This window comes from Porphyromonas crevioricanis, assembly GCF_900476255.1.
Classification (GTDB): Bacteria; Bacteroidota; Bacteroidia; order Bacteroidales; family Porphyromonadaceae; genus Porphyromonas; species Porphyromonas crevioricanis.
In genome coordinates this window covers 680,081-703,093 of sequence record NZ_LS483447.1, presented here as the reverse complement: position 1 = coordinate 703,093, position 23,013 = coordinate 680,081, and the positions used below count along the sequence as shown (strand labels likewise).

Here is a 23,013-nt window from a genome sequence, read left to right as displayed (position 1 = left end):
ACATTACAATTCTATATCATATGAGTGCACTGGCATTCCATCTATAGATATCACCACAGAGATGGAAGTGTGAAACTCAATATCAATATCATATTCGAACTTACACAAGGGTTTGTAATCCGGCAGTTTAGCCAAAAGAGCTTTCAAGCTAAAATCCAACAAAGTAGTCCCACTGCGCTTGTTGATCAATTTGAGTCTCGGATCTGTCGTCTTGGGAGTTATGTCCAGCGTACGCAGATGTACAGAGCGTGTATTTTCGGTATTAGGCAAAGCTGCCACATAGCTTACAGCCTCGGTTGGAGTAAACAACTCTCCGGTGTAGGCATAAGCAACATTATTGTCCGTTATGGCAACCTCAGCAGGCAATTCCGCCGAAAGGCCACGGACTGTGACATTAAAATCATAGGTGTAAGGTCTCAGATTAGGAGCGACATATACCTTATCAATGCCATCCAACTCGTCCTTACTGCGAAGCTTCACCTCTTTTACTGCTTGATAAAGAGTGTGGAAGATATAGCTTCTTACCTCGGCATTTTCCGTTTTCAAGGCAAGCTTGATATCCTTCACGCTTACTCCTCTTTCAAGAGCTCTACTCAATAGATAGTCTTTGTCTACAGCTCCACCCCATACAGTACAGAGATAAGTACCTCCCTTATAATTATCAGCCGGTACTTCAAGAATAAATTGCGATTCGGCTGACAATACGGCATTGGCGAATACTTGATGCGCCACGACCTTGCCCTCGGCATCGCTCAGTGTGATATGGAGCAGATCCACATCCGTGGGATAGCTCGCCTTCTCCATACAGGGAGTTTGCAAGTAAGGCGTCACCACCAGGAAGACAGAGCAATCGTCCATGTCTTCATTGATCAGATCACATCCCGGCATCAAAAACAAGAAGCTGGCCAAGAGGATAATAAGGTAGCGGAGAGAAAAGATTTTCATACAAAAGATCTTATAAGTCCATATATACTTTTTCTGAAAAGATTCGGGCCGGAAAGATATTGCTTTAGTTCATCTCCAAGCCGGCCCCTCGGCTCGCAGCCGGTAGACTCACTTAGAGGAGTCTCCTTGCTGCGAGATAGGGTCGTCACATGAATCTCAAATTATTAGAGACCCAAATCGATATCGTAGCTGTGTACGTTCCACTTAAGCACCTGTACAGTCACACTCATATAAGTGTCTGATGGGCTGTTAGGATCGTTCGGATCAATCGGTGTATTTGGGTCTTCATTCGGATCTTTGGGTTTGGGGTCAGGATTCTTGGGGTCGTCTGTATTAGGATCTTCCGGATAAAGAGGATTCCAGTTCAGACCAATTTCCTTGAAACCAGTGATGTTGATGTGGTAAACATTGTTACGGAAAGCAGGGGCATCCAAAGTCTTACCTACAACATCAGGGTTCACAAAAGCATAATAGAGAACCTTACCCTTTTCATACTTGTGGTACTTCTGACCTTTCAAACCGCCCTTTGTGGGATCTGTAACATTCTCCTTAGATGAATACAGTTTGTTTGTTGTTGTACCAAGGTAGAAGTCTTCTCCTTCATTAGTTTTGGTATTTCCTTCCGCAAAATACTCCTGTTCAGGAACAAAAAGAGCACGCACCAACACATACGGGGTATTACCTCTACGGAACCCTCCAGTGTAAGCTGCTGGAGTTGTCTCTCCTTGGCCTTTTTTCTTATGGCTGGCTTCAAAGATGAATATAGGATCAGCAATAGCTCCTATTTTTCCAGGATCAAGGTTTCCATCCTTCTTTGTTACCTTACGAGCTTCCGGAGTTGGTTGACCATTTCTCATCCCTTTGTGCAGATCCGTATAGTCATAGTTTTCCTCCATGTCCGTGTAAACACCATTGTTCACAAACTCCGTCCAAGACCAAGTCTTGTCCCAATTTGCCCCTATTTCAAAAGCTGGAGTTTTAATCACGTCACTCTCGATCATCTGCTGGATATAAGACTTTCTTTCACCCTGCGCTGCAGCATAAGTGATGTTCTTAATACTACCCAACTTGATATTTGTACCCTTCTGTCTAATCTCGAATTGCTCTTCACTTGATGTTGTCACCACACGAGCAGCAACTCGCTTAACAGGAACAACAACATGATTATTAGAACTCTCTTCGAGAGCCTTTTGCTCTGTGACTCCGTCCTCTACATCCAAAGAAATATCCTTCGAATTGCTCATCATGATAAGATCCTTTGCATCATCGGCCAACTTAGCAAAAGTAGCCATCGTAACAGCATTTGGAGCAGGAGCTGCAGACCACTTGTCGAGAGTCATAACATCCTTCCAGGCTGCGATAAACTCAGTCTTATCAACAGTCGCAAGTTTCTCACGAACCAAAGCAGGGGCATTCACAAGAACGTACACTTGTTTCTGCCCTGGAGTTGTCTTGATAGCTCTTTTAGGAGTTAGCTTCACTTCATCTCCAGCAGTTTCCTGATTGAAGTCAGCCAGAGTATATTCTCCACTGCTCACAGCATCTCCAACGATATAAACATCCACGCGTTCAAAAGCATCGTTACCTTTCCATTCTCCTGCAGGATTATACTCTGTCTTGTCATCAAAACCATCTCCTGCACGGAAAGCATCTGCATTGAACATTAGGCTAATGTTGGCATAGGTGGTGCCATCATTCTTCTCTTTCGCAATCGAATTTTCGTCGTTCTTGTTACACGACGCCAGCAAGCCCACAGTTGCGAGCCCTGCCAGTAAAAGCGATTTCACTTTCATTTTAACGTTGTTTTTAATTATTAATTAAGAAAAAAACTATCTATTAATACACCTTTTTATTTGGCTGTATCAAACTTGCAAATTCGACGACTACCGTCCTGCAAACGAAGATCAATCATCACAACTCCTTGCATATTACTGTCAATGTCGATATAGGCATTGGTAGAGCCGGTAAATTGCCATTCTCCACAGCGACGACCTTGCATATCGAAGATCACAGCAGAGCGCAGACCCACGGTACTACTGACATGAAGATGATCTCCTCGGCGAGAGATAAACAAGTTAGGAGCAATAAAGTTGTCAAGCTGTGTTGGCTCATTCTCTATTCCAAAGCGTTTTACTTTGAGGATAAAGCGGTCAGCAGGATGATCACTAGGCTGATGTACAAAGCGATAAAGAGAATTGGACAATAAGTCTTGCTCTTTACCCTCCATCTTGTCTATCAACGTGAGTTGCTCGTATACAGAGCGATCAAGCTGATCAAACGACAGTTCCATTTCTCCTCCCAATGTTGCCTCTACCCCAAGAGCAAATGCTCCATAGGCTTTCGTTGGGCTTTCTACGACATTGGAAGCTCCTGTTTCGGGGTCTACAAAGAAGACAGTCGGCACAAAGCTGTACTCACTATTGCTCAAGGCAGGAACAGAGCCATTCTCCTCCCAACTCAAATAGGAAATTGTCCCTTCTCTTCGCACATTACTTACACGGACAGATAGAGGAAGTACTTCAGACTTACCTGAGGTCGAACGCAACTCAACTAAATCGGCCCCCTCATTCCAAGAATCAAGCAACACTGAATTCTTACCCACCGGGAAGAGAAGCTTGGCTTCTGTAGACTTCTTATGCAATACAACAGATTGCAAAGGAGCAATCGAAGATTTCAGTTCAGAAGTTATGGCAGTATGATTCTTGGAATAATGCTTCCAAGATTTAGTTCCTCCATCGAAAATATAGTAATAGGGATGGATACGATCCTTATTGATTTCATAGAGCTTGTCGAAGTTGATTGGAGTCATAAAAGGATTACCAACCATAAACCATTCGTTTTGAGCCAAACCTTCCTTGAGCATCAAAGCGTACCCCTCTTCCACTTCTCCGGAAATATCTACTGTACCGATACGCTTGTTATTCTCTTCGAAAGTGAAGCGATAGGCGACCTCGTCGGAACGCATGCGCTGGTCTGTCCGATTTACCGGCTGAAGGGTATTCTCATTGAAATAGCCGAATGTACTAATCTTATGAAGAGGATCATACAAATGTAACGGATAAGCAGTGGAAAAATCTTCAAAGAAGGGGATACGAATAATACCGTTTAATTGATTTAGATACTTATGATCATTATAACCAACAACATCGGCCTGATATTTACCTACCTTGAGTGCCATTGCCCCATTGTGATCGGACAACAGCTCAACTAAACTATTAATCGGCTTTTTGAAAGAGGCATCAGTGGGAGCAGTCCCGGTGGACACTACCTTCAAATAACGCTGGTGCGTCTTGGGATAGCCAGCCAAACCAAAATCTCCAGAGAAAATCTCTTTGAGAGGAGCAGCGATCATATACCACCGATCTCGATCCATTAGCTTGCTGTCAGCTTCTTCGAAATGAGGTTCTCGATGAGCTTCAACAGCATGTGACGTATCATTGATCTTACCGAAATTGTAATCAACATAAGCCTTTTGATAGGAGAGGAAGTGTGGGTTACCCAGTTGAGAGCCATAGTGAAGATAGAGGTCTTCACACTCTGGCTGTCCATACGTTGTACGATCGGTCTTGCCACCCAAATCAGGGAAAGCTTTGTCCACCGTAGCTGGGATATGCACGGTGGTACACTCTGCGGGCACGGCATTCACCGGATTGCCATTTTTGTCTGCCCAATTCTTAACATTATGCCAGTCTGCATTAATAGCATCTTTGCGCCACCAAAGAAGGCGAGGTGCCACAGAAATCGGGAACGTGATCGTTTCTACCGTAGCCACGTCATCACAAACAATCCCCGAAACCTCCACCTTGAAAGTACCCGAAAGATTTGATTTGACATTTTCCAAACGGATCCTTCGTCCTTTAAGAGTATTTCCATCAGGCAAGGTCCACTTGTATGCATCATCCCCTTCTGTATTAAGAGCTACAATAGATATATCAATCGTCTCTCCTTCGCAATACTTACGCCGATCTCCTTCTGTTTTAATCACCGTGGGAAGGGGAAGAGAATACACAATAAGACGCTCTTCAGAAGTATTCTTGCAGGCATCATCCATTATTTTCATCTTGTAGCCTTCGGGATCGATTGGGATAGGGCCTCCCTCTTTCAGTTTAAACTCGGCTCCCTTGCCTGCATTCAAATCACTCAAGCTCAGCTTCACTTCACCGAGTTTCTTGTCATCCGTAAGGGAAGATTCGTTTCGATCGAAGAGCTGCACAGTAACATCCCCTATATAATTAATTGGGTTGACACGAATAAGACCAGATTTTTTGGTAGAACAGATATAACCGATGTACTTCTCTCTGTCATAAGAGAGAGCCGCATTAGCGAGATCTATAGTGTGAGGAGGGAGACACTCCAATACTGCATCTTTTCCATTGGGGACATAAACCAAACGTACCTCCATCTTATCGTTGGTAGCAGGGATATCCAAATAAATATCCTCCGGTTTTGGATTCTCTTCTGCTGTTATGGTTGTGTAAGTTTTCCAGATTCCCAAAGCCCTACCGGTAAGATTAGTTCTGATGTCCGTAGCCTTTATTCCTTCCGGCAATTGGGATATGTACAGATTGGACTCTATTCCAACATCATTCTTGAGGAGGAATTTCCGACCACCCTCTCCGGCAAAAGGATAAAAACGAGCATAACCACACTCCTCTTTTGTCAAACGAGGAGTAAATGCTCGTGGGTCTTCCGAATATTTATTACGACCCAGATTGCCTGTACTTACCTTGAGATTGTATACCTTATCGCAAATTTCGACCTTAAACTCATAGTCTCCCTCAGGAATATCATAAAAGACTAAATCTTTCATACCCTCTCCCTTGGGAGATAAGACACGTACTACCTCCCAAATGTAGTCATCTGGCATAGTATAGGTTTCTCCTACACGCATAGCCCCAGGAAGAGGTGAGAAACCAGCAGGAGCTTTCACAAACGTAATTTTGTGCTTGCGCATCGGCACGGGCACAGGGACACGACGAATGGCTAAGTCCACCAGATTTTTCCCCTTGCACCAGTCCACCTGTACGGGCAGTTTTCCTCCTCCTCTAAACTGATAAGACACGTTCTCTTTAGGAGGTATATCGAGGATCTGCTTGGAGCCACCCTTAGGTCCCGCATCTGTGATCGTGAGCTCGTAATGTTGAGTCGGATCGAACACCGTTTTAAGCCGCTGATACGCCCCCCCTTCATTGGCAGGATGATGGACATGTGTCAAATCAGCGTACGTCTCCAAAATATCCGGAGACCCTTTCTTTCTCACAACAACTTTCAACGGATAACACATCAAAGCAGTAGTCTCTTTATTAGGGCGTATCCTCAGATAATATTTGTCGTTGCAAGGGTCGTTAGCATCGAGCTTTTCGGGATAATGTTCGATCAAATTGGGGAAGGGAGCCCCTTTCTTGTAAGGATGATGCCCCTCACTCATTTCTTGGGAAGATCCTTTGACTCTAAGAAAAACCAGGGGCCAATATTGGTCTTTCAACCACATGGTTTGATAATTTTCCGCTGTGGAAACCCGATAGTACAAGTTCAGGAAAGAATCTCCATGATTTCCCACTCCTTGATCAGAAAAATACTTGTAGGTACCTGCCGCATAATATGTACGCGGAGTACCATTTTTAAACTCCTGAATAGTCTGGAAAGCATAATCATAATACTTCGCCAGAGTATCCTGATCATTGATATAAGGATAAATATCTCTTGTTTCTTCCTCATATTTTAGGAAAGCCTTCTTATTGTGGTAGTAGACAACCCAACCACAATTAGACTTTTTCATCTCGAAATTAAGATACGGAGGGCCATATGGGAAGTCACTCTCTCCACCCTTGGGGAGGTCGGATCTTACATACTCCATATTTACTGTAACAGCTTGCCCGCTCTTGCATCCATCAGATATCTGTATCTCGTACTCTCCAACTGGAACCTCATAAATAAACTTTCTCTGATTTGCTTCAAGAGAAAACTCCGTAGGGCCAGTCCATGTAGCGGGCTTCTTCAACATCTTGGCAGTGTAGGGAGGAGTACCATCCTTTACGTACAGAGATAAAATCCCAGTAGGCTTCTGCTGCCCATTGGGCTTATAGTGATTAAGAGATTTCCTCTCAACAGAGATAACACTTGTCATCTCTACATAGGTTGTCTTCACCTGAACTGCACTCCCCGAAATATCAACAGAGGTCCCATTTTCAAACGACACTCTTGCTTGCGGAGTATAGGTATCCACCGGGACAAGGAACGTATCGCCTACAACATAGTCTGCAGATGGAGCCATAGGATTCCCATTGGAGTTCCGAAGCTGATACAAAGTCTCTCTGATCGTGTGGCCAGCTCCATGGCCCGGCTTAAAGGCTACTTCTATCTTCACCTCTCCGTCAGACCCTCCACACTTGGAATCCTTAACGGTAGTCGTGATTTTCAAATCACTTGCTTGCTGCGCAACAAGCCGAGGTGAAGCAAGCAGAATTAAGAACAGAGACAAAGCCCCCCATAGGAGTCGTTCCGCTCTGTTACATTTGACGAGTAAATTCTTCATGTGAGTATTATTTTCTTCTCTATCGTTTTTTCTAATGGTACACGCTAATGCCAATCGGCATCTTCCCCCTCTAAAAAGTTAACAGAGGCATTTTTCATTCTATATTGCAAGGCAAAGGTAGATTATACCAAATAAAAAAACAAATAGAAAAAGCCTAAGAGATCAACAAAAAAAACAATTTACCTCATTGGATTTGTGGCACATAGGCACCTTGAAAATCTCTACTTTACCCATTAGGAGGGAAAAGTAAAGTAAAAACCAAGAGACTCGAAAGAGGGAAGAATGTGCAGAAAAAGATAATGGGAGATTAGGAGTTTTTTCCGAAAGAGAATATTGGACGGAGCTCCTAAGGAGCATTTCAGCTGATTTTTTGGACTTTCAAAATGCAATAATCATGAGACAAGACGACTAACAGAATGAATATACCTCGACTACATAAACAAATTCGAATGTAAATGATGGTAATGACTAACAGCAACCACTGAGTTATACAATCGTCTCCAAAACAAAAATACAGACAACTCATCGCCTCCGCCCTGCGTATTCAGCCAACCTCTCAAAAAAAAGAAAGGACAGTTCAAAAAAAAGGGGCTGCCCGACAAAGCGGACAGCCCCAAAAAGAAGTTTTATTCGTCTTACGAAATCCTTATGGATTACTTACGAGGCTCAAATACATATTTGAATGTAGCTTGGGTCTGGAACAGCTTGCCATACTTCACCTTAACTGTAGCAACAAAAGTTACCGGCTTAATCAAGTTCACTGGAGTTGTTCCAGGCTTGTAAGTTACAGTCAGCTTAGCAGGCTTGGCTAAATCTCCTAGGCCCGAGGAAGCAGTGAGCTTATAACTGATAAGCCCCTTGGTAATCATATCCTGAGCTGCAGCTATCAGGTCTTCAGACATCGTTGCATCTGGAGCAAATGCAATGTCAACATTTGCTGCGAGGTAAGCAAATCCGGCCTTCTTTCCAAAGAGATACTTCGCTCTATCCCCGTTTACAATCTCTCCATTCTCATAGATAGGAGCATTGTTATTCTCAACATCAAGCACATCGAAGTTGATTACCGCATTCACATTTTCAGCTGCATTCAAAGCAGGAGAGAAAGAAGTCTGAGCATCTTGCAGCTTAGCCGGAGCACGCATCACCACATCAAACGCCATTAACAAGAACTCATTTTGGCAGTCCTTTTCTCTGGCGATGAGCTGCATCGGGATTGTGACACCCTCATCGGTGATAACATCGGGAATGCTTACAAAGAAGTCTGCTTCTCCGGGAGTATGAAGGACAGTAGCTCCAGGATACAGCTCCCCGAACTTCTTGCCAGAAGGCATCACTTTATCCATATCGATCTTGAAGTCGATATTAGCCTCAAAGCCTTTGTCTTGCAATTTCTTCATGAGAGCCAGGATAAAGTTGGTCTTGAAGCCCTGTGTTACACGGGCTTTACCAACAGCTCCTACTCCAGGCTCCTCTTGCACGGTAGCGATCTGGATATCGTCTGTTGCATGCACCTCGCCGGTCAAGGGGTTGGTGTTTGTCCAATAGGTAACAACCTTCTGGTTCAAAGCTTCAGCGATTCCTGCATTTATAGCAGCCTCGGGCTTCACCACATTTACAGTCACTTCGAAAGAAACACACTCAGGCACAATGGGGAACCAGCCAGCATCTGTCGGCAAGGCATCAACATCTACCGTCTCCGGGCTATGTTTATAAACGATTTTGAATGTCTTAGCACCCTCTGTGAGACAACCTTTCTTCGTCACTCTCACAACAGGATTAGCTTGATTATCCTCTCCCTCTTCGATAACAAAGTTTTCAGGATCTCCTTGAACAAACTCAGCAGACAAATCGTAGTTAGCAGCCAAAATAGCCTCTACAATGCCATAATTGTACTTATTACTTCCATAGGTACCAGCAAGGGCTTCCAACAAACCTTTCTTCAGAGATTCGGCTGAGATAGTGAATGAGTCATCGTGATGTCCGTTCAATACAAAGCTGTACTGCTCTTTCCATGTCTCTTCAATGCATGCCACTTTCTCTTCTGCAGTAACACCGATGCGAACAAATCCAAGAGCAACAATCACGCCATTGTCATCCACAGCACGCACCTGAATAGCCTGAGAGCAATTAACGGCCAAGTTGGGGCGCACCTTATCAGTACCCGGAGTTACAACACCCTCTGCACTGACAGACATCACATCATAACGAGCAGCATTCTCTCCATCAATCTTGATGAGACGCATATTATTGTCACCTTGGCTCATCAAGTAATACTCAAACTTCAGGCCATGCTTAGCCATGAATTCCGAAGCATCTTTCCATTCTGTATAACCAGATTCAGACTCAGGTTTTTCTTTCATGCGAAGAGAAAGAAGTTCGGCAAGATTCAACTCTCCCTTGTAATCTACACTCAAATCAAGAACCTCATTATCTTGGAAAATGAAAGGCAATGCTTGAACCCCAGCAGCTGCCCCCTTATTCAAGCCAATGGCAAACTGGCATTCAGTAATGTCATTGTAGACAGTAGCCCAATCTGAGAGTACTTGCTTGTTACCAAACTTTTCAGCATTGGTTGTCGTCACCTTCAGGCGAGCCAAAGTGGTAAGCTCCAAGTCCGTGTCAGCATCGACAGACCCTCCGAGAGCTTCGGGAGCAATGCCATTTACAGTAATCTTGAGTTGTCCTTCTTTAGAGAAGTCTACACCCTTAACCTCAAGCATTCTCTCAGTTGCATCCACGAGAGCACGAGTATGAATCACCTCTTTATTTGCCTTCACTTCGAAAGACAGATTGGCAGCTTCCTTGATATACTTCGCTGCATTGAAGCCTGTCGGGTTGAGATCGTAGATCAGTTCATACTCATCTTGTGTCTGACGGATGTATTTACCCTCATCAACAAAGTTCTCACCATTGTCGGCAATAGAAGGAGTTCCACCAACATTGATTGGCTTAATAAGCTGATAACCGAAGTTCATCGCTTGGTATCCACGGTAGTTGAAGTTAGAGCGGAAGAATACACCCTTCAGATCGGAAGACTCCATGGGCAACACGAAGGTGTGGCTGGGAGCCCCACCGGGTTGAGTGATTGTAATAACCACGAACCCAGCTTCATTTTCTTCAATCATCACCTTACCAGGAGTAGCAGGCTTACCGGAATCCTTACCATCGATCCACCAGTTGCCATTTTCGCCAACCTCTACAGTAACATAATCGGCACGCACATCTGTACACTTGCGTTCTTTGATTACCTTACCTTCGGCATCTCCATAAATAATAGTCCACCAATAGGTGTGCTCTGTATCCTCAGAGCCCATATTGGCAGCCTCATTGTAAGCTCCCTTACCTTTAATCAGAACAACAGAGCTGCCATAGGTACCTTGGTCGCCTTTATCGCCCTTGTCACCTTTATCGCCCTTGTCGCCTTTATCGCCCTTGTCACCTTTATCACCCTTGTCGCCACGAGCTTTCACATCCAGACAAGTATAGGTCTCTTCCAAAGCATCACCGGTACCTCTGGTATAAGAGATCATCCACCAGTAATCAACCTCGGTGTCTTCACTACCCATTTTGGTTTCCTTATTGTAGGTACCCTTACCCTTGATAATGGCTGGTCTAGAACCGGGCAAGCCATCCTTGCCATCCTTGCCATCAGCAGGAGCCTTGATATCGGTCTTATTTCCATCAATCCAGAAATAACCGTCCTTAATTTCCAAGGTACTGGGTTTCTGAGTCAATGTCACATCCATAGTGCTTCCGTCCATAAAGGTAATGACGAGCTTCATGCCCTCAGCCTTAATAGAGGAAACGATCTTACCGCTCTTCATGATCTCATTAACGGCACCCTGCAGAGAGGTGATTGCTTTGGAGTTCTCATCAACCCGTTGTTTCAGGTCGTTGATATCTCCATCGTAATCTTTGCTACAGCTGGGAGCTGAGACCAACAAACCGGTCATAAGTGCAGCCGCACCCAGTACCGAAAGAAAACTTTTCTTCATTTTGTTTTTGTTGATTAATTAACGTATTGGTTTTTTATCTCAAATATTTCACTAATGCAAACCCCTACCACCAGCACTCTTCAAAAGAGGGAATACCCAAACAACCCCCACACGACCCCTTGGGTCAAGCCGGGAAGCCACAGCCCCCTCCTAAGCATCTCTCGAAGACTACGCACCCCGACACCCACTCAAGGGTTACAAAGACAATATGCCGGCATATAAAGATATGCAGAGCAAACTTACGATTTTTCCCCGAAACAAACAAATAGGAAGAAAATAGTGACAACGCAAATAACAGAGTTACAAAGAGAAAAGCATAGAAAATAAAGAGAAAGGATTTCCCTCTGGCCATTTATCTGCCTCAAAAAGCCTGCCAGCAATGCCTTAGTCTCCCCACGACTCCAAGCTTTTCAGGAAAAAGCCCTCTTCTGAATAGTTTCAATAAAAAAAGCAAGAGACCATCTCGGCAAAAAGCCAAGACAGCCTCTCAAACAGTTGTCCTGGAAGGATTCGAACCCTCAATTACAGAGCCAGAATCTGACGTGTTACCATTACACCACAGGACAAAAAAGACAATGGGTCTTCGCCCACCGACAACAAAGACAAGCAAAAGCCCAAAACAAATGCAAGATCTCCGTTTACTCCGGCAAAGGTATAGCTTTTTGCCAAACAGACAAGACTAAGGGCATAGAAACTTGCACTTCTGTGAAAACAAAATTTCAAAACTCATTCCGCCAATACGGAGAGCCTCCCCTCATACAAGCAACAAAAAAAATTCTTCTATTAAGATTGTGGCACAAGAGTCTGTGCAACGATCTCTCTATTCGTACACTTGTAGAGGAAAGCCCTCCGGATAAGACAGGTCTAAAAAAACAGATCAAGACTTACTTCGGTAGTGATAATCAATCCCCAAAAGAGCAGCCACAAAAGTGCTCAGCTCTCCATAAGCCAGCAATACACTCCCATCTATGGCTCCACAAGGAGGCAAAAGCATTCCCCAAAAGAGAAGCAGCAACCCTCCCACTGCAAGACAAGAGGCCAAAATCAACTGAGAGGAAGGAGATAAACGTTTCATATACGACTATAAGCCTGACGAGCATCGAAGCAAGGACAGTTCTTCATCCATTCGTCCGGACGAATCCGTCCATCTCCATTGCGATCCACAGTCAAATCTCTGTGCCCCAGCACTATCGCCAAAGGACAGTATTGCCGCACAATCCGTATCAATCGCAGCAGGGAAACTCTCTGCTCCGGGGTGCGGGTGTCGGCCGGCTTCCCATGCTCGTCCAAGCCTCCCTCATAGCAAATGCCGATACTGCAATGATTGTAGCCCAAGACATGTGCTCCCATTTTGTCTAACGGACGAGTCAAATGGATATGCCCATCACGAGTCACATAGTAGTGATAACCGATCCCAACAAAGCCTCGGCCAACATGATCTCTCAACAAATCCTCTACCGAATAAGATCTATTCTCTCTGGTAGCCGAACAGTGGATAACAATATACTCCACTTCCGACAGACTAAAATTTCGTTTGCTCATAATAAACAACTCATCTCATAAATAATATGTAGTGTATTCAAAAAAAAGACTTAATCTGCGAAGAAGGCCTTACTCCATAATTCATCAGAGAAAAGCTCTCTTTTTTTGACAGAAAAGAGGCTCCCGGACGAGGAGAAAGAATATCCTGACACAGAAGCCTCTCTTTCAATCAAGCAAAAAAACTACGTATGATCTTCAAGCCCTACGTCAGGCTCCCAGACCTCCTCCATTATCTCCCGGCTCGGAAGGAGCAGAGCCCCCGTTGGGAGCTGCGGGTTTCGTCGGAGTATCCACTCGCATAAACTTGACATCACGCAACTCCGAGCGAATCAGCTGACCAGGACTGAAAACAATGCCCGGTTTCCGGATCATACGAGTAAGAAACTCTCCATCGGCTTTGGGAGCCTGCGCCCTCACGGTCAGGCGCAATCGTCCCAAATCACCAAGTGAAACAAGGCGTCCATCGATCAAATCACGAGCAACGAGTCTGGACATCGTATCCAGCACAGACTTCACATCCCCTTCGCTAAGCGCAGAAATCTGTCCGATGAGCCGGCTCAAACGATCGAGATCAGAGCTACCACTGTAAACCGTTTGGGCAATTTGTCTCTTTTCTTTTTGCCCCTTCACCAATACATCTCGTGTCACAAGTCTAAACTTCAAAGGCATAATAAAATCCTCCTTGATTAAAGTGTTATTGAATAAAGAAATAAAACATTCGAGGCCTACCCTTCTCCTCGACTTTCATTTGACTCGATACTGTTGCATAATGTGGCTCCCACAACAGTCTCTTAGCAGGTAGAAATCGGGGACAACAAATACAGACAACCCCCTACTGAAAAGGACTCTCACACCCTCCCGGGACATATACTTAATATAGATATAGGTGAAGAATCCGGTAAAATCCGGCCACATTTGAGACCATCCATAGCCGGCATAATGGCCTTTCTTGTGAGAAGTCTCTGTCTTGCTCCGACACTGCAAAGATATACATGGAAGCTACAGCAGCGTAGGTAGATAGTGTCGTAAAGGAGGAGCTAAAGGCAGGAAATATCTTTTCGAGTCGGATACAATAGCCAAACAAGAGGTTCCACTCTCAGTGTATGCCTGCATAAGAATAGGAAGAGGTCGCACAATGGCTTCATGAGAGAAACTTCATTTCTGCCAAAATCACGATCAAATCCGTCTATGTGCCGATTGTGCCGAAGATCGTTGCAGTTTCTGCACATAGCATCGGTAATCTTCTCTCTGTCTTTGCTGATCGGCAAGCTGCAAAGTCCCCAGACGAGCAATATGAGCCGTGACACCCAGCCCGACAAGGACTAGCAACAAGCGCACCCACAGCAAAGGCACCAAATAAATAGAGAGGGAGAGGGAAGCCCACAACACCACCCATATACGCCACTTGGCCCTACGAGTGATCGAATGCCCAATCCTAAACGAATAGAGTTTGAAACCAAAGTGAGGATGGCACATTAACCAGACATACAAGCGGCGCGAACTGCGACAGAAACAATAGGCTGCCAAAAGCATAAAAGGGGTTGTAGGCAAAACAGGCAAGAATAAACCAAGCAAACCGAGCAAAACAGATAGACAGCCGGCTACAACCAAAAGAGAGCGGACAAGCACTGAGAAGAAGAAAATATAAGACAGCTCTATATAATAATATACTCAAAGGGGACTATCGCATAATGCGCTATCCATCACGCCATTATTGAGACCACTATCACAAGTGTGATGGAGTCTTCATCGAGATACACGACGGATACATCCCGACAAGCCCAAAGAGGGTGCGCCATAAATCCGATATGACGCACCCTCCTTCATTATTATTATCTCTCCAAGAGAAGTCTCCCCGAAGAAAAACCTCAGTCTGGGGAGAACAATCTCCGATTAATTAATTCTAAACTCTCAGAAACGTACACCGACAGAGAAGTGCACAGTGGCATTGTGGCTGGCACGGTATTCGGGCCGATGTTTCGCCCAATAGGGGATTTCTACATGGTTAGTTGTATTGAGGAAGCCATACTCTGCTCCTACTTCGAGGAAACAATGCTTGGCAAAGTCCATACCGAAGTTCACGTTGATACCGGCGTCGAGTCTATTCATTGGAGTCAAATCGGACCGTTCTTCGCCATCCTTATCTACACCATTCATCTCCTCAAAAAGATCCAAATCTACCTCATTACCCTTTTTGCCATCGAAATAGACAGCTCCGCTTCTGCCCTTGGCTTTACCCGCAAAAGCATAAGCCACGTAGGGACCGGCATTCACATAGAAATTGAGATTCTCAGTACCACCCATATTCAAGTTGAGCAACAGAGGCAACTCTGCATACATAGGGCGAACATTTACTTTGCCCACAGTAACAGGGATTGCTTCGCCCTTGGTTTGGAAGAGCAGAGTCGGTCTGAAAGAGAGCACATCCTGAATAGGGATATCAAGAGCCACACCGGCACGCAAGCCGAGCAGCAAATCTCCGTCTGCGAACTGTGTCATCTTGGAACCATTAGCTCCGACTTGAGCACGAAAACCGAGCTTGCGTTCGGTCTGCGCATTCAGCGCAAAGGACATTGTCAGCATTGCAGCTGCCAACAGCATAAAAGTCTTTTTCATCGCTTGTACTATCGTTAGTAATTAAATTGATACTCTACAATCTCTACTCGTGCATAATGAAGAAAAGAGGAGATGTCTCGAACCGCAAACACCGGCATTGTCGGCATCCAATCTCAGCCCACTGCACGACCTACGACTTCGCACTATGCATAGTGCACAATTGTAAGGCAAATATAGAATAATAATCCGGTGAAACACAATTTGAGACTATTGCATAAATACAGCATTCTCTGTGTTATCATCGACATTCAGATCCGACCATGCACTTAAAGCACAGGCCATTCATCCTCATTTTCAACAACTTGAGATTATTACAATTCTAAAAAGTCCGGTCAAAGAGGCCACCAAACAGCCTCTTTGGGAGGCTGTATCGTGGTCTCGTTTCATGCAAAAATGCGAATAAGACGGATTAAAATGTTTCCACAAGATTTCTCTTAAAATCAATGTGTGTATGTAGTTGGAGCGAAGGGGGGGGGAAGAAAAATCTCTTAGTTGTTTTTGGGCTTGCGAATCTTGTGAGGCATCTCGAAAGGGATCACCATAGACAACTCGGCAAATCCTGCATAGGCTCCATTTTCGTCATACCAGGGGATTTGGTAGATCAGCTTCTTCACATCGCCTTTTTCTATGGTGTAGGCATTCTTGGTCTGCTCTCGCATCATCTTCTCCAGCATCGAACGAGCCGGCTCGGGGTGGCAATCCAACACATTGCTACCGACAAGCTCTTGCCCCGGCTTTAGATTGACACGTCTGGACTGCTCATTCATCTCTAGAATAATACCATCCTTGTCACAAATCGTAATCGCAAGATCCGCCTTATCGAAATAATCCATGTATGCAATCGTTTATTGGTTGATAAATCTTAGTACATCAGTGTATCCGCCCAGTTTTTCAGATAACGCTCACCTCGGTGAGTGATAATACTCTCGGGGTGGAACTGCAGCCCCCACATAGGCAAGTCTCTATGTCGGAGTGCCATGAGAGAGCCATCCTCACTACTCATCGCCAAAGGTTCAAGGCAGTTGGGCAAATGCTCATGATCTACCACCCAGCTGTGATAACGCCCCACCACACTCCCCTCAGGCACTCCCTGCAGAGCCGCCCGGTGGCAGAGGATGTCAAGCGAAGAAGCCATGCCGTGGCTCGGCAAAGACAAGTGTAACAGGCGGCCTCCACAATACTCGGCAATAGCTTGGTGCCCCAGACATATCCCCAGAAGAGGGACAGGCTCGGGAGAGCGAACACACCTATCGATCAAGCGCATCAGAGACGGTAATTCCGAAGGCAGGCCCGGACCCGGAGATAGCAATACCCCGGCAACGGCACTCAGGTCTTGTCTCTCAGCTTCATCTATGGAACAAACTCGCAGCGAATGCTCAACATATCGTCGCCAAAGCTCCACTATATTGTAGACAAAAGAGTCGTGATTGTCTATAAACAGGACTTCTCGCATTGCAGCCCAAAGGTATTACTTTTGCTCTCAAATCATACGAATTGCCTATGTCATTGCAATCTATATCGGCCGACTCGGCTTTTCGGGAGATGGACAAAGCCGCCAGTCAAGCAACCCCTTTTCTTGTGGTGCTGGACTATGAGCTGCAACATGCCTACTTCGTTGCACACCCCCTCTCTCAATCCGAGATACGATTCTCCATCCAAGGGCATGGTAATGCCACCCAAATCTACTCTTTGCAGGGGAAATATACTTTTGAGCCCTACCCCGAAGACATAGATCGCTACAGCAAACGATTCGAGGAAATACAGCGAGCTCTATACCGGGGAGACAGTTTTTTGGCCAACCTCACCATTGCAACACCCCTGAATATGTCTCTTTCATTAGGGCAGGTCTACGACCATGTGACAGCCACCTACAAGCTCCATATCCCAGGCAGACTGGTATGTTTCTCTCCGGAGCCTTTCGTGCATATCTCCTCCGACGGCATCATCTCCTCCTGCCCCATGAAAGGGACCATTGATGCTCTCTTGCCGAATGCCGAACAGACATTACGCTCCGACCCGAAAGAGCTGGCCGAGCATTACACTATTGTAGACTTAATACGTAATGATCTGAGTCGCGTGTCCCGGCAAGTGGAAGTCAAGCGTTTTGCCTACACAGAGCGGATAGAGACCAACCATGGGCCTATCCTGCAGATGAGTTCGGAAATCAACGGAAAGCTCCCCGAAGAGCTGCAGCTCTGTCCCGGCTCAGTGCTGAGACAGCTGCTCCCTGCCGGATCAATCTGTGGGGCACCCAAAGATGCCACCATGACAGCAATAGCCAGAGCAGAAGAGACAACTCGAGGCTTCTACTCGGGCATTTTCGGCTATTTCGATGGACAATCTTTCTCTTCCGCTGTAATGATTCGCTACATCGAACAACAGGACAAGACCTTACCCGAAGAAGAGGCTGCAAGAAGCTCCTCACCAACCAATCCGGCCTACCTTTTTCGTTCTGGTGGAGGGATCACGATCCACAGCGAGCCGGAGCGAGAGTATGCCGAAACGCAGCAAAAAGTTTATCTCCCATTCTGATGCGTCTCCTACTCGAAACAATCCGTCTGGACAACGGACAGGCCTTGTCTATCAATTTCCACCTTGAGCGCATGCTCCGCAGCATCGCTCCACATCCGCTACCTCCACTCCCAAACATAGAATCACTATGCCCACCTCAGCTACGCCACGGGCGTGCCAAATGCCGCCTTATCTACACGGCCCAAGCTGTGGAAGAGATCCAATTTTCGAGCTATTCGCCCAAGACGATACGCTCCCTGCGAATAGTAGAAGCTCCTGCCGGGCTAAACTACAGAAACAAATGGGCAGACCGCAGCTCCCTTGAGGCCCTGAAAGACGGATGTGCCGAAGACGAAGACATACTACTCTGCCACAACGGGCTGATCAGTGATGTTTCTTATGCCAATATTCTCCTTTCTACAAAAAAAGATCCGGCAAACTTCTGCTACACGCCCCGGCTTCCTCTGCTTGTGGGCACACATCTGACTCGCCTGAATGGGCAATTGCAAACCCGGGACATTTCTGTGGACGATCTGCTCCGCAACTATCACTCCCTGACACTTCTGAACGCAATGCTCGACATCGGAGAGGTACAAATCCAGATCGATAGAATCCATTAGGAAATGAAAGAGGAACTGTCTCCCTCAATATCTGTACAAAAAATCAAAGCAGAAGCCATCCGCCTCGGGTTCTCCTGTGTGGGGATCGCTCGTGCCGAAGCCGTACCGGAAGAAGTTGCCCGATCCTACAAAGAAGCGGTAGCAGAAGGCAAATGTGGCTGTATGACCTATCTCGACCGCAATCATCCACTACGCGAAGACCCCACACAACTACTCCCCGGCACACAATCTATCATCTGTGTGGCCCTGAACTACTACCCAGCCCTCAGACAATCTCCCGAAGCTCCGCAGTTGGCCTACTATGCCTATGGGAAAGACTATCATAAGGTGGTCAAAAAGCAGCTTGACAAGCTGTTGTGCTTTATCCGTACTGAGATAGATCCGCAAGTACAGGGGCGATCTTTCGCCGACTCAGCCCCAATACTGGAGCGATACTGGGCTGTACAGGCCGGACTTGGCTGGCGAGGCAGAAGTGGGCTGATCGTTATACCGAAGCGGGGTACATTCTTTGTCTTGGGAGAACTGCTTGTCTCCACCTGGCTCCCGGCGGATCGCCCTTTGGCCTTTGGCTGTGGCCGTTGCCGTCGGTGTATAGAGGCATGCCCCACGGGGGCTCTGTATGATGGAGGCTTCGACCCTCTGCGTTGCCTGAGCTACCTAACCATAGAGCAATCCGACCCTCTACCCGAGAGGGAAGCAGCTCTCTTGGGCAACCGGCTCTATGGCTGCGATACCTGCCAACAGGTCTGCCCACACAACCGCTTTGCTTCCCCCACCACTGTCGAAGCCTTTGCTCCCAAACCCGAGCTGTTCGACCTCAGCTACGACAATCTGAAGAACTTTGATCAGGAAACCTACACTCGGCTATTCTCCGGATCAGCAGTCAAACGAGCCGGCTACGAAGGGCTTAAACGCAATGCAAACGCCCTCCTTCGGAAAGAAAAAGAGGGCGACCATATAGAGAATGACAGAAAAGACGAGAAAGGATAACTATATCATCGGAGGAGTGACAGCCTGCATCAAAGCCGAAAAACGACAATGGAAGATCTGCTGCAGCCTGCGCTTGACTTCTTCTATATCCGGCGAATAACCCAGCTCACGTGCCATAGATGTCACCCCTTTGTCGGTAAACCCACAAGGGTTGATCAGAGAGAAATAAGAGAGGTCCGTATTCACATTGAGAGCAAAACCATGCATCACCACATAGCGGCTGCTACGCACCCCTATCGCACATATCTTGCGCATCTTCGATGGCTCTGCCACATCTATCCAGACACCTGTGGCTCCGGGCACTGGAGCTGCCTCGATACCATAGCCTTGCAGCAGCTCTATGATACAGCTCTCCAGCAGAGAAATATAACGCTTGATACCCAGCCCAAACATCTCTAAATCAAAGACCGGATAACCGGTGATCTGCCCCGGCCCATGGTAGGTGATATCCCCACCACGATCTACTGTATGCACACGGATATGCCTATTGCTAAGTTGCAGACTGTCGGCCAACAGATTGGCCTTATCGCCATGTCGGCCAATCGTGAGGACCGGCTCATGCTCGCAAAACATCAGCACCGAATGTGTAGGCCTATTCATCGCCTTAGCTTTGAGCAAAGCATCGAAAAGAGAACGTTGCACATCAAGAGCTTCATCATAAGGCATTTCGCCACAATCGGCGTAGCGATAGGGAGACTTGGGCAAGCTCTCCTCCAATCCATCGTAAGAAGCAACCACCCCTTCCGGCAAGAAATGGCTCATCTCCACCATCAGAGGAGCATGGTGCGACAAGTGCGTGATATAGGCTTTGGGGTGCCCAACTCTGGCTATCAGATCTATCGCTTCGTCTATTGTCTGGTGAGACAAATGCGGCTTGTGACGAAGACCATTCAGCAGCAACAAACTAAGCCCTTGCAACGACTTGAGAGAAACAGGAGAAATCGTTTTGAGATCGGTGACAAAAGCAAAATCGCCCAACCGATAGGCCAATATCGGCAGACCGGCATGCATGACCCGAATAGGCAAAATCTCCATATCGGCAGCTTCAAAAGGGATTCCGGGATGAATCGGATAGAGGTCCAACTGTGGTGAACCGGGATAGGGATTCTTTCGGAAATAGTAATGCAAACGATGACGAATAGCTGCCAGCACACGTTCTTCAGCATAGATAGGCAGGGGTTTATCCCAAGAAATGGTACGCAGATCGTCCAGCCCTCCGATATGGTCGTAATGCTCATGTGTGAGAACAATGGCATCCAGGCGATCCAGCCCCACTCTCAAAGCCTGCTGTCTGAAATCGGGACTACAATCAATAAGGATCCGCTTGCCGCTATCAGTGATATAGAGGACAGATGTCCGCAATCTCTTATCCGCAGGATCGGTACTACTGCATACAGCGCAATGGCACCCCACCTCAGGAACTCCAGTGCTAGTACCCGAGCCTAATACGATAATCCGTGGCATATCCTACTCAACAGACATAGTTTACTTCGGGCTGCAAATCAACTCCGTACTTCTCCTTGACAACCTGCTGTACATGCGAAGCCAGTTCGCCTATCTGAGTACCCGTACCTCCGCCGTAGTTACACAAGACAAGAGCTTGCCTGTCCCAAACTCCAACGGCACCATTGCGGTAGCCACGCAAACCTGCATGATCGATAAGCCAAGCAGCCGAGACTTTGGCTCGTCCGTCAGATAGAGGGTAATATGTCACATCGGGGGCTATCTGCAAAAGCCGGATCAGTTGTGTATTCTCCAATATAGGATTCATAAAGAAGCTCCCGGCACTCCCTACCTTTCCGACTTCGGGCAACTTATTATTCCGGATCTCTATCACTGCTTCGCGCAGCTGCGCAGCTGTAGGAAGAGCCTTTCCCTTAAAATATCCAGCCAGATCGGCATAAGCGAGATTGGGCCTATAGTCCGTACTCAGGCGAAGACAAACCCGGTAGATTACCCACTTTTGCATATCCGGCTCTTTGAATACGCTGTACCGATAAGCGTAGCACAGCTCAGAGACGGCAAAACGTCTCTGCTCTCCGGTAGACAAATCGAAAGCATCGACCCACTCTACCAGCGAAGACAGCTCCACTCCATAGGCTCCTATATTCTGCCGAGCAGCTGCTCCTACCGTACCGGGGATAAGGGAGAGATTCTCGGTTCCATAAAATCCCTGCTGTACACAGTGAGCTACCAAAGAATCCCAACTCACACCTCCATCGACCTCCAGATATATATCCACTCCCTGCCCGGGGCGAGCCGGAGAGATCTCTTTCATACCCGAAACGAGTACTATGCCATGGAAATTGGCGAGGAAGAGCATATTGCTCCCCTCGCCAATTATCAACGTCTTACTCTCGGCTACGAACTCGTCCCTCTGTAGCAGCTTCAGGTCCTCAAGGCTGTCGTAACGCAGCAAGTAGGAACACTGGGCATCTATATCAAAGGTGTTGAGAGGGCGTAGCGATTGATTTTGCAAAATTTCCATTTAGTTGGTCTTCTCCAGCAACCAAGCATCTTGGAAATTGGGTGCATAGCGAGCCTTGATGGCATCGCGGCTGGCAGCAGCATCCTGACGTGAGTGGAAACTGCTGACGATAACACGCAGCATCCCTTGCTCATTCTGAGCCAGCACAGCCTCATAACCATCGGCCTGCATACGCTCTTTCAGACTACGAGCGTTGGCATGATTCTGAAAACTCCCTACCACCACGCTATAACGCTTCAGGCTGTTGGCGTTCTCCCCCTCCAATACGGAGAGATTCTCCTGGCGTACCAATACCTGACGATCAATAGGCTTGGATACCTCGGTCATTGTTGCTGTAGAGCTTCCCTCTTTGGATACGATTTCGCGCTGTTTTGCAGCCTCATAAGCTTGCCGATAAGCACTCTGTTTAGGCTTGCAGGAAGTAAAGGCAGAGACCATAGCCAAGGTCGCTGCTATCAACACAATTTTCTTCATGAGTTCTGACATTTGGCGATTATACATAACTAACTGTAGCAAAGGTAACAATTGGTTGCTAACACACAAAGTATTCGGAGGGCTTTTGGAGAGAGCCTCTTGAGAACCATTACAGCATACAGGAGATGGCTCCGAGAATCCATGGGACAGCGATTGACTTGCTCGTATCTCGAATAGCTATGGCCTCAAAAGAAAACCATTGCACAAAGCTCTAAAAAGACAAAGGGGCCTCTCCTTTCGGATTTGGCCCCTCTGCATCTATCTACTACTATTGAGAACTTGGCACAATCTCTCTCA

The 23,013-nt window shown here is 46.5% G+C and carries 17 protein-coding genes, 1 tRNA gene and 1 pseudogene; 3 read left to right on the top strand and 16 right to left on the bottom strand.

The genetic code is table 11. The features are described 5' to 3' along the window. Positions 1 to 3: 3 nt before the first annotated feature. The 12 genes from DQN70_RS03210 to DQN70_RS03155 form a co-directional block, all read right to left on the bottom strand. Positions 4 to 945, bottom strand: a complete 942-nt coding sequence (locus tag DQN70_RS03210) for a FimB/Mfa2 family fimbrial subunit (protein WP_023937939.1) — start codon at positions 943 to 945, stop codon at positions 4 to 6. Positions 946 to 1,109: 164 nt separating this feature from the next. Beyond that, the gene (locus tag DQN70_RS03205) at positions 1,110 to 2,738 is read right to left on the bottom strand and encodes an Mfa1 family fimbria major subunit (RefSeq protein WP_023939304.1); all 1,629 of its coding nucleotides are present in this window, start codon (positions 2,736 to 2,738) and stop codon (positions 1,110 to 1,112) included. A gap of 56 nt (positions 2,739 to 2,794) precedes the next feature. Further along, a complete protein-coding gene (locus DQN70_RS03200) occupies positions 2,795 to 7,480 on the bottom strand; it encodes a PKD domain-containing protein (RefSeq protein ID WP_023939303.1) in 4,686 nt (1,561 codons plus the stop codon). Positions 7,481 to 8,133: 653 nt separating this feature from the next. Beyond that, on the bottom strand, positions 8,134 to 11,475 hold the full coding sequence (locus DQN70_RS03195) for a hypothetical protein (RefSeq protein ID WP_023939301.1): 3,342 nt from the start codon (positions 11,473 to 11,475) through the stop codon (positions 8,134 to 8,136). A gap of 495 nt (positions 11,476 to 11,970) precedes the next feature. Then, a tRNA-Gln gene (locus tag DQN70_RS03190) sits at positions 11,971 to 12,041 on the bottom strand. A 311-nt stretch (positions 12,042 to 12,352) separates the two neighbouring features. Further along, on the bottom strand, positions 12,353 to 12,550 hold the full coding sequence (locus tag DQN70_RS03185; RefSeq protein WP_023937931.1) for a hypothetical protein: 198 nt from the start codon (positions 12,548 to 12,550) through the stop codon (positions 12,353 to 12,355). Then, a complete protein-coding gene (locus DQN70_RS03180; protein WP_023939298.1) occupies positions 12,547 to 13,017 on the bottom strand; it encodes an N-acetylmuramoyl-L-alanine amidase in 471 nt (156 codons plus the stop codon). The genes DQN70_RS03185 and DQN70_RS03180 overlap by 4 nt, the downstream gene beginning before the upstream one ends. A gap of 207 nt (positions 13,018 to 13,224) precedes the next feature. Further along, positions 13,225 to 13,686 (bottom strand): HU family DNA-binding protein, encoded by a 462-nt coding sequence (locus DQN70_RS03175; RefSeq protein ID WP_023937928.1) that lies wholly within the window; start codon positions 13,684 to 13,686, stop codon positions 13,225 to 13,227. A 507-nt stretch (positions 13,687 to 14,193) separates the two neighbouring features. Further along, on the bottom strand, positions 14,194 to 14,646 hold the full coding sequence (locus tag DQN70_RS03170; RefSeq protein WP_023937925.1) for a YbaN family protein: 453 nt from the start codon (positions 14,644 to 14,646) through the stop codon (positions 14,194 to 14,196). A gap of 282 nt (positions 14,647 to 14,928) precedes the next feature. After that, the gene (locus DQN70_RS03165; protein ID WP_023937923.1) at positions 14,929 to 15,633 is read right to left on the bottom strand and encodes a porin family protein; all 705 of its coding nucleotides are present in this window, start codon (positions 15,631 to 15,633) and stop codon (positions 14,929 to 14,931) included. 488 nt (positions 15,634 to 16,121) lie between these two features. After that, a complete protein-coding gene (locus tag DQN70_RS03160) occupies positions 16,122 to 16,466 on the bottom strand; it encodes a PAS domain-containing protein (protein WP_023937921.1) in 345 nt (114 codons plus the stop codon). A 29-nt stretch (positions 16,467 to 16,495) separates the two neighbouring features. Beyond that, positions 16,496 to 17,086 carry an anthranilate synthase component II gene (locus DQN70_RS03155; protein ID WP_023939293.1) on the bottom strand — a complete coding sequence of 197 codons (591 nt, stop codon included), beginning with the start codon at positions 17,084 to 17,086 and terminating at the stop codon, positions 16,496 to 16,498. 47 nt (positions 17,087 to 17,133) lie between these two features. Between DQN70_RS03155 and DQN70_RS03150 the strand changes: the two genes are divergently transcribed. Genes DQN70_RS03150 through queG form a run of 3 tightly spaced genes read left to right on the top strand, consistent with a single transcriptional unit; the run spans position 17,134 to position 19,754 of the window. Beyond that, the gene (locus DQN70_RS03150) at positions 17,134 to 18,165 is read left to right on the top strand and encodes an aminodeoxychorismate synthase component I (RefSeq protein ID WP_081711876.1); all 1,032 of its coding nucleotides are present in this window, start codon (positions 17,134 to 17,136) and stop codon (positions 18,163 to 18,165) included. Further along, on the top strand, positions 18,165 to 18,764 hold the full coding sequence (locus DQN70_RS03145) for an aminotransferase class IV (RefSeq protein ID WP_023937918.1): 600 nt from the start codon (positions 18,165 to 18,167) through the stop codon (positions 18,762 to 18,764). Before DQN70_RS03150 ends, DQN70_RS03145 begins: the two co-directional genes overlap by 1 nt. Before the next feature lie 3 nt (positions 18,765 to 18,767). After that, entirely contained in the window at positions 18,768 to 19,754 is a 987-nt protein-coding gene (gene queG / locus DQN70_RS03140) for a tRNA epoxyqueuosine(34) reductase QueG (RefSeq protein WP_023939291.1), read from the top strand. Here queG and lipB read toward each other — a convergent pair whose 3' ends face one another. From lipB to DQN70_RS03125, 4 genes and pseudogenes are all read right to left on the bottom strand, one after another. After that, positions 19,755 to 20,459, bottom strand: coding sequence for a lipoyl(octanoyl) transferase LipB (gene lipB / locus DQN70_RS09695; protein WP_394341830.1), 705 nt, complete (start codon positions 20,457 to 20,459; stop codon positions 19,755 to 19,757). A 99-nt stretch (positions 20,460 to 20,558) separates the two neighbouring features. Further along, positions 20,559 to 21,218 (bottom strand): annotated as a pseudogene (locus DQN70_RS09690) (MBL fold metallo-hydrolase); the annotation flags it as partial. 7 nt (positions 21,219 to 21,225) lie between these two features. Next, positions 21,226 to 22,242, bottom strand: coding sequence for a UDP-N-acetylmuramate dehydrogenase (gene murB, locus DQN70_RS03130; RefSeq protein ID WP_023937914.1), 1,017 nt, complete (start codon positions 22,240 to 22,242; stop codon positions 21,226 to 21,228). Then, positions 22,243 to 22,716, bottom strand: a complete 474-nt coding sequence (locus DQN70_RS03125) for an SPOR domain-containing protein (protein WP_036888181.1) — start codon at positions 22,714 to 22,716, stop codon at positions 22,243 to 22,245. Between the last annotated feature and the right edge of the window lie 297 nt (positions 22,717 to 23,013).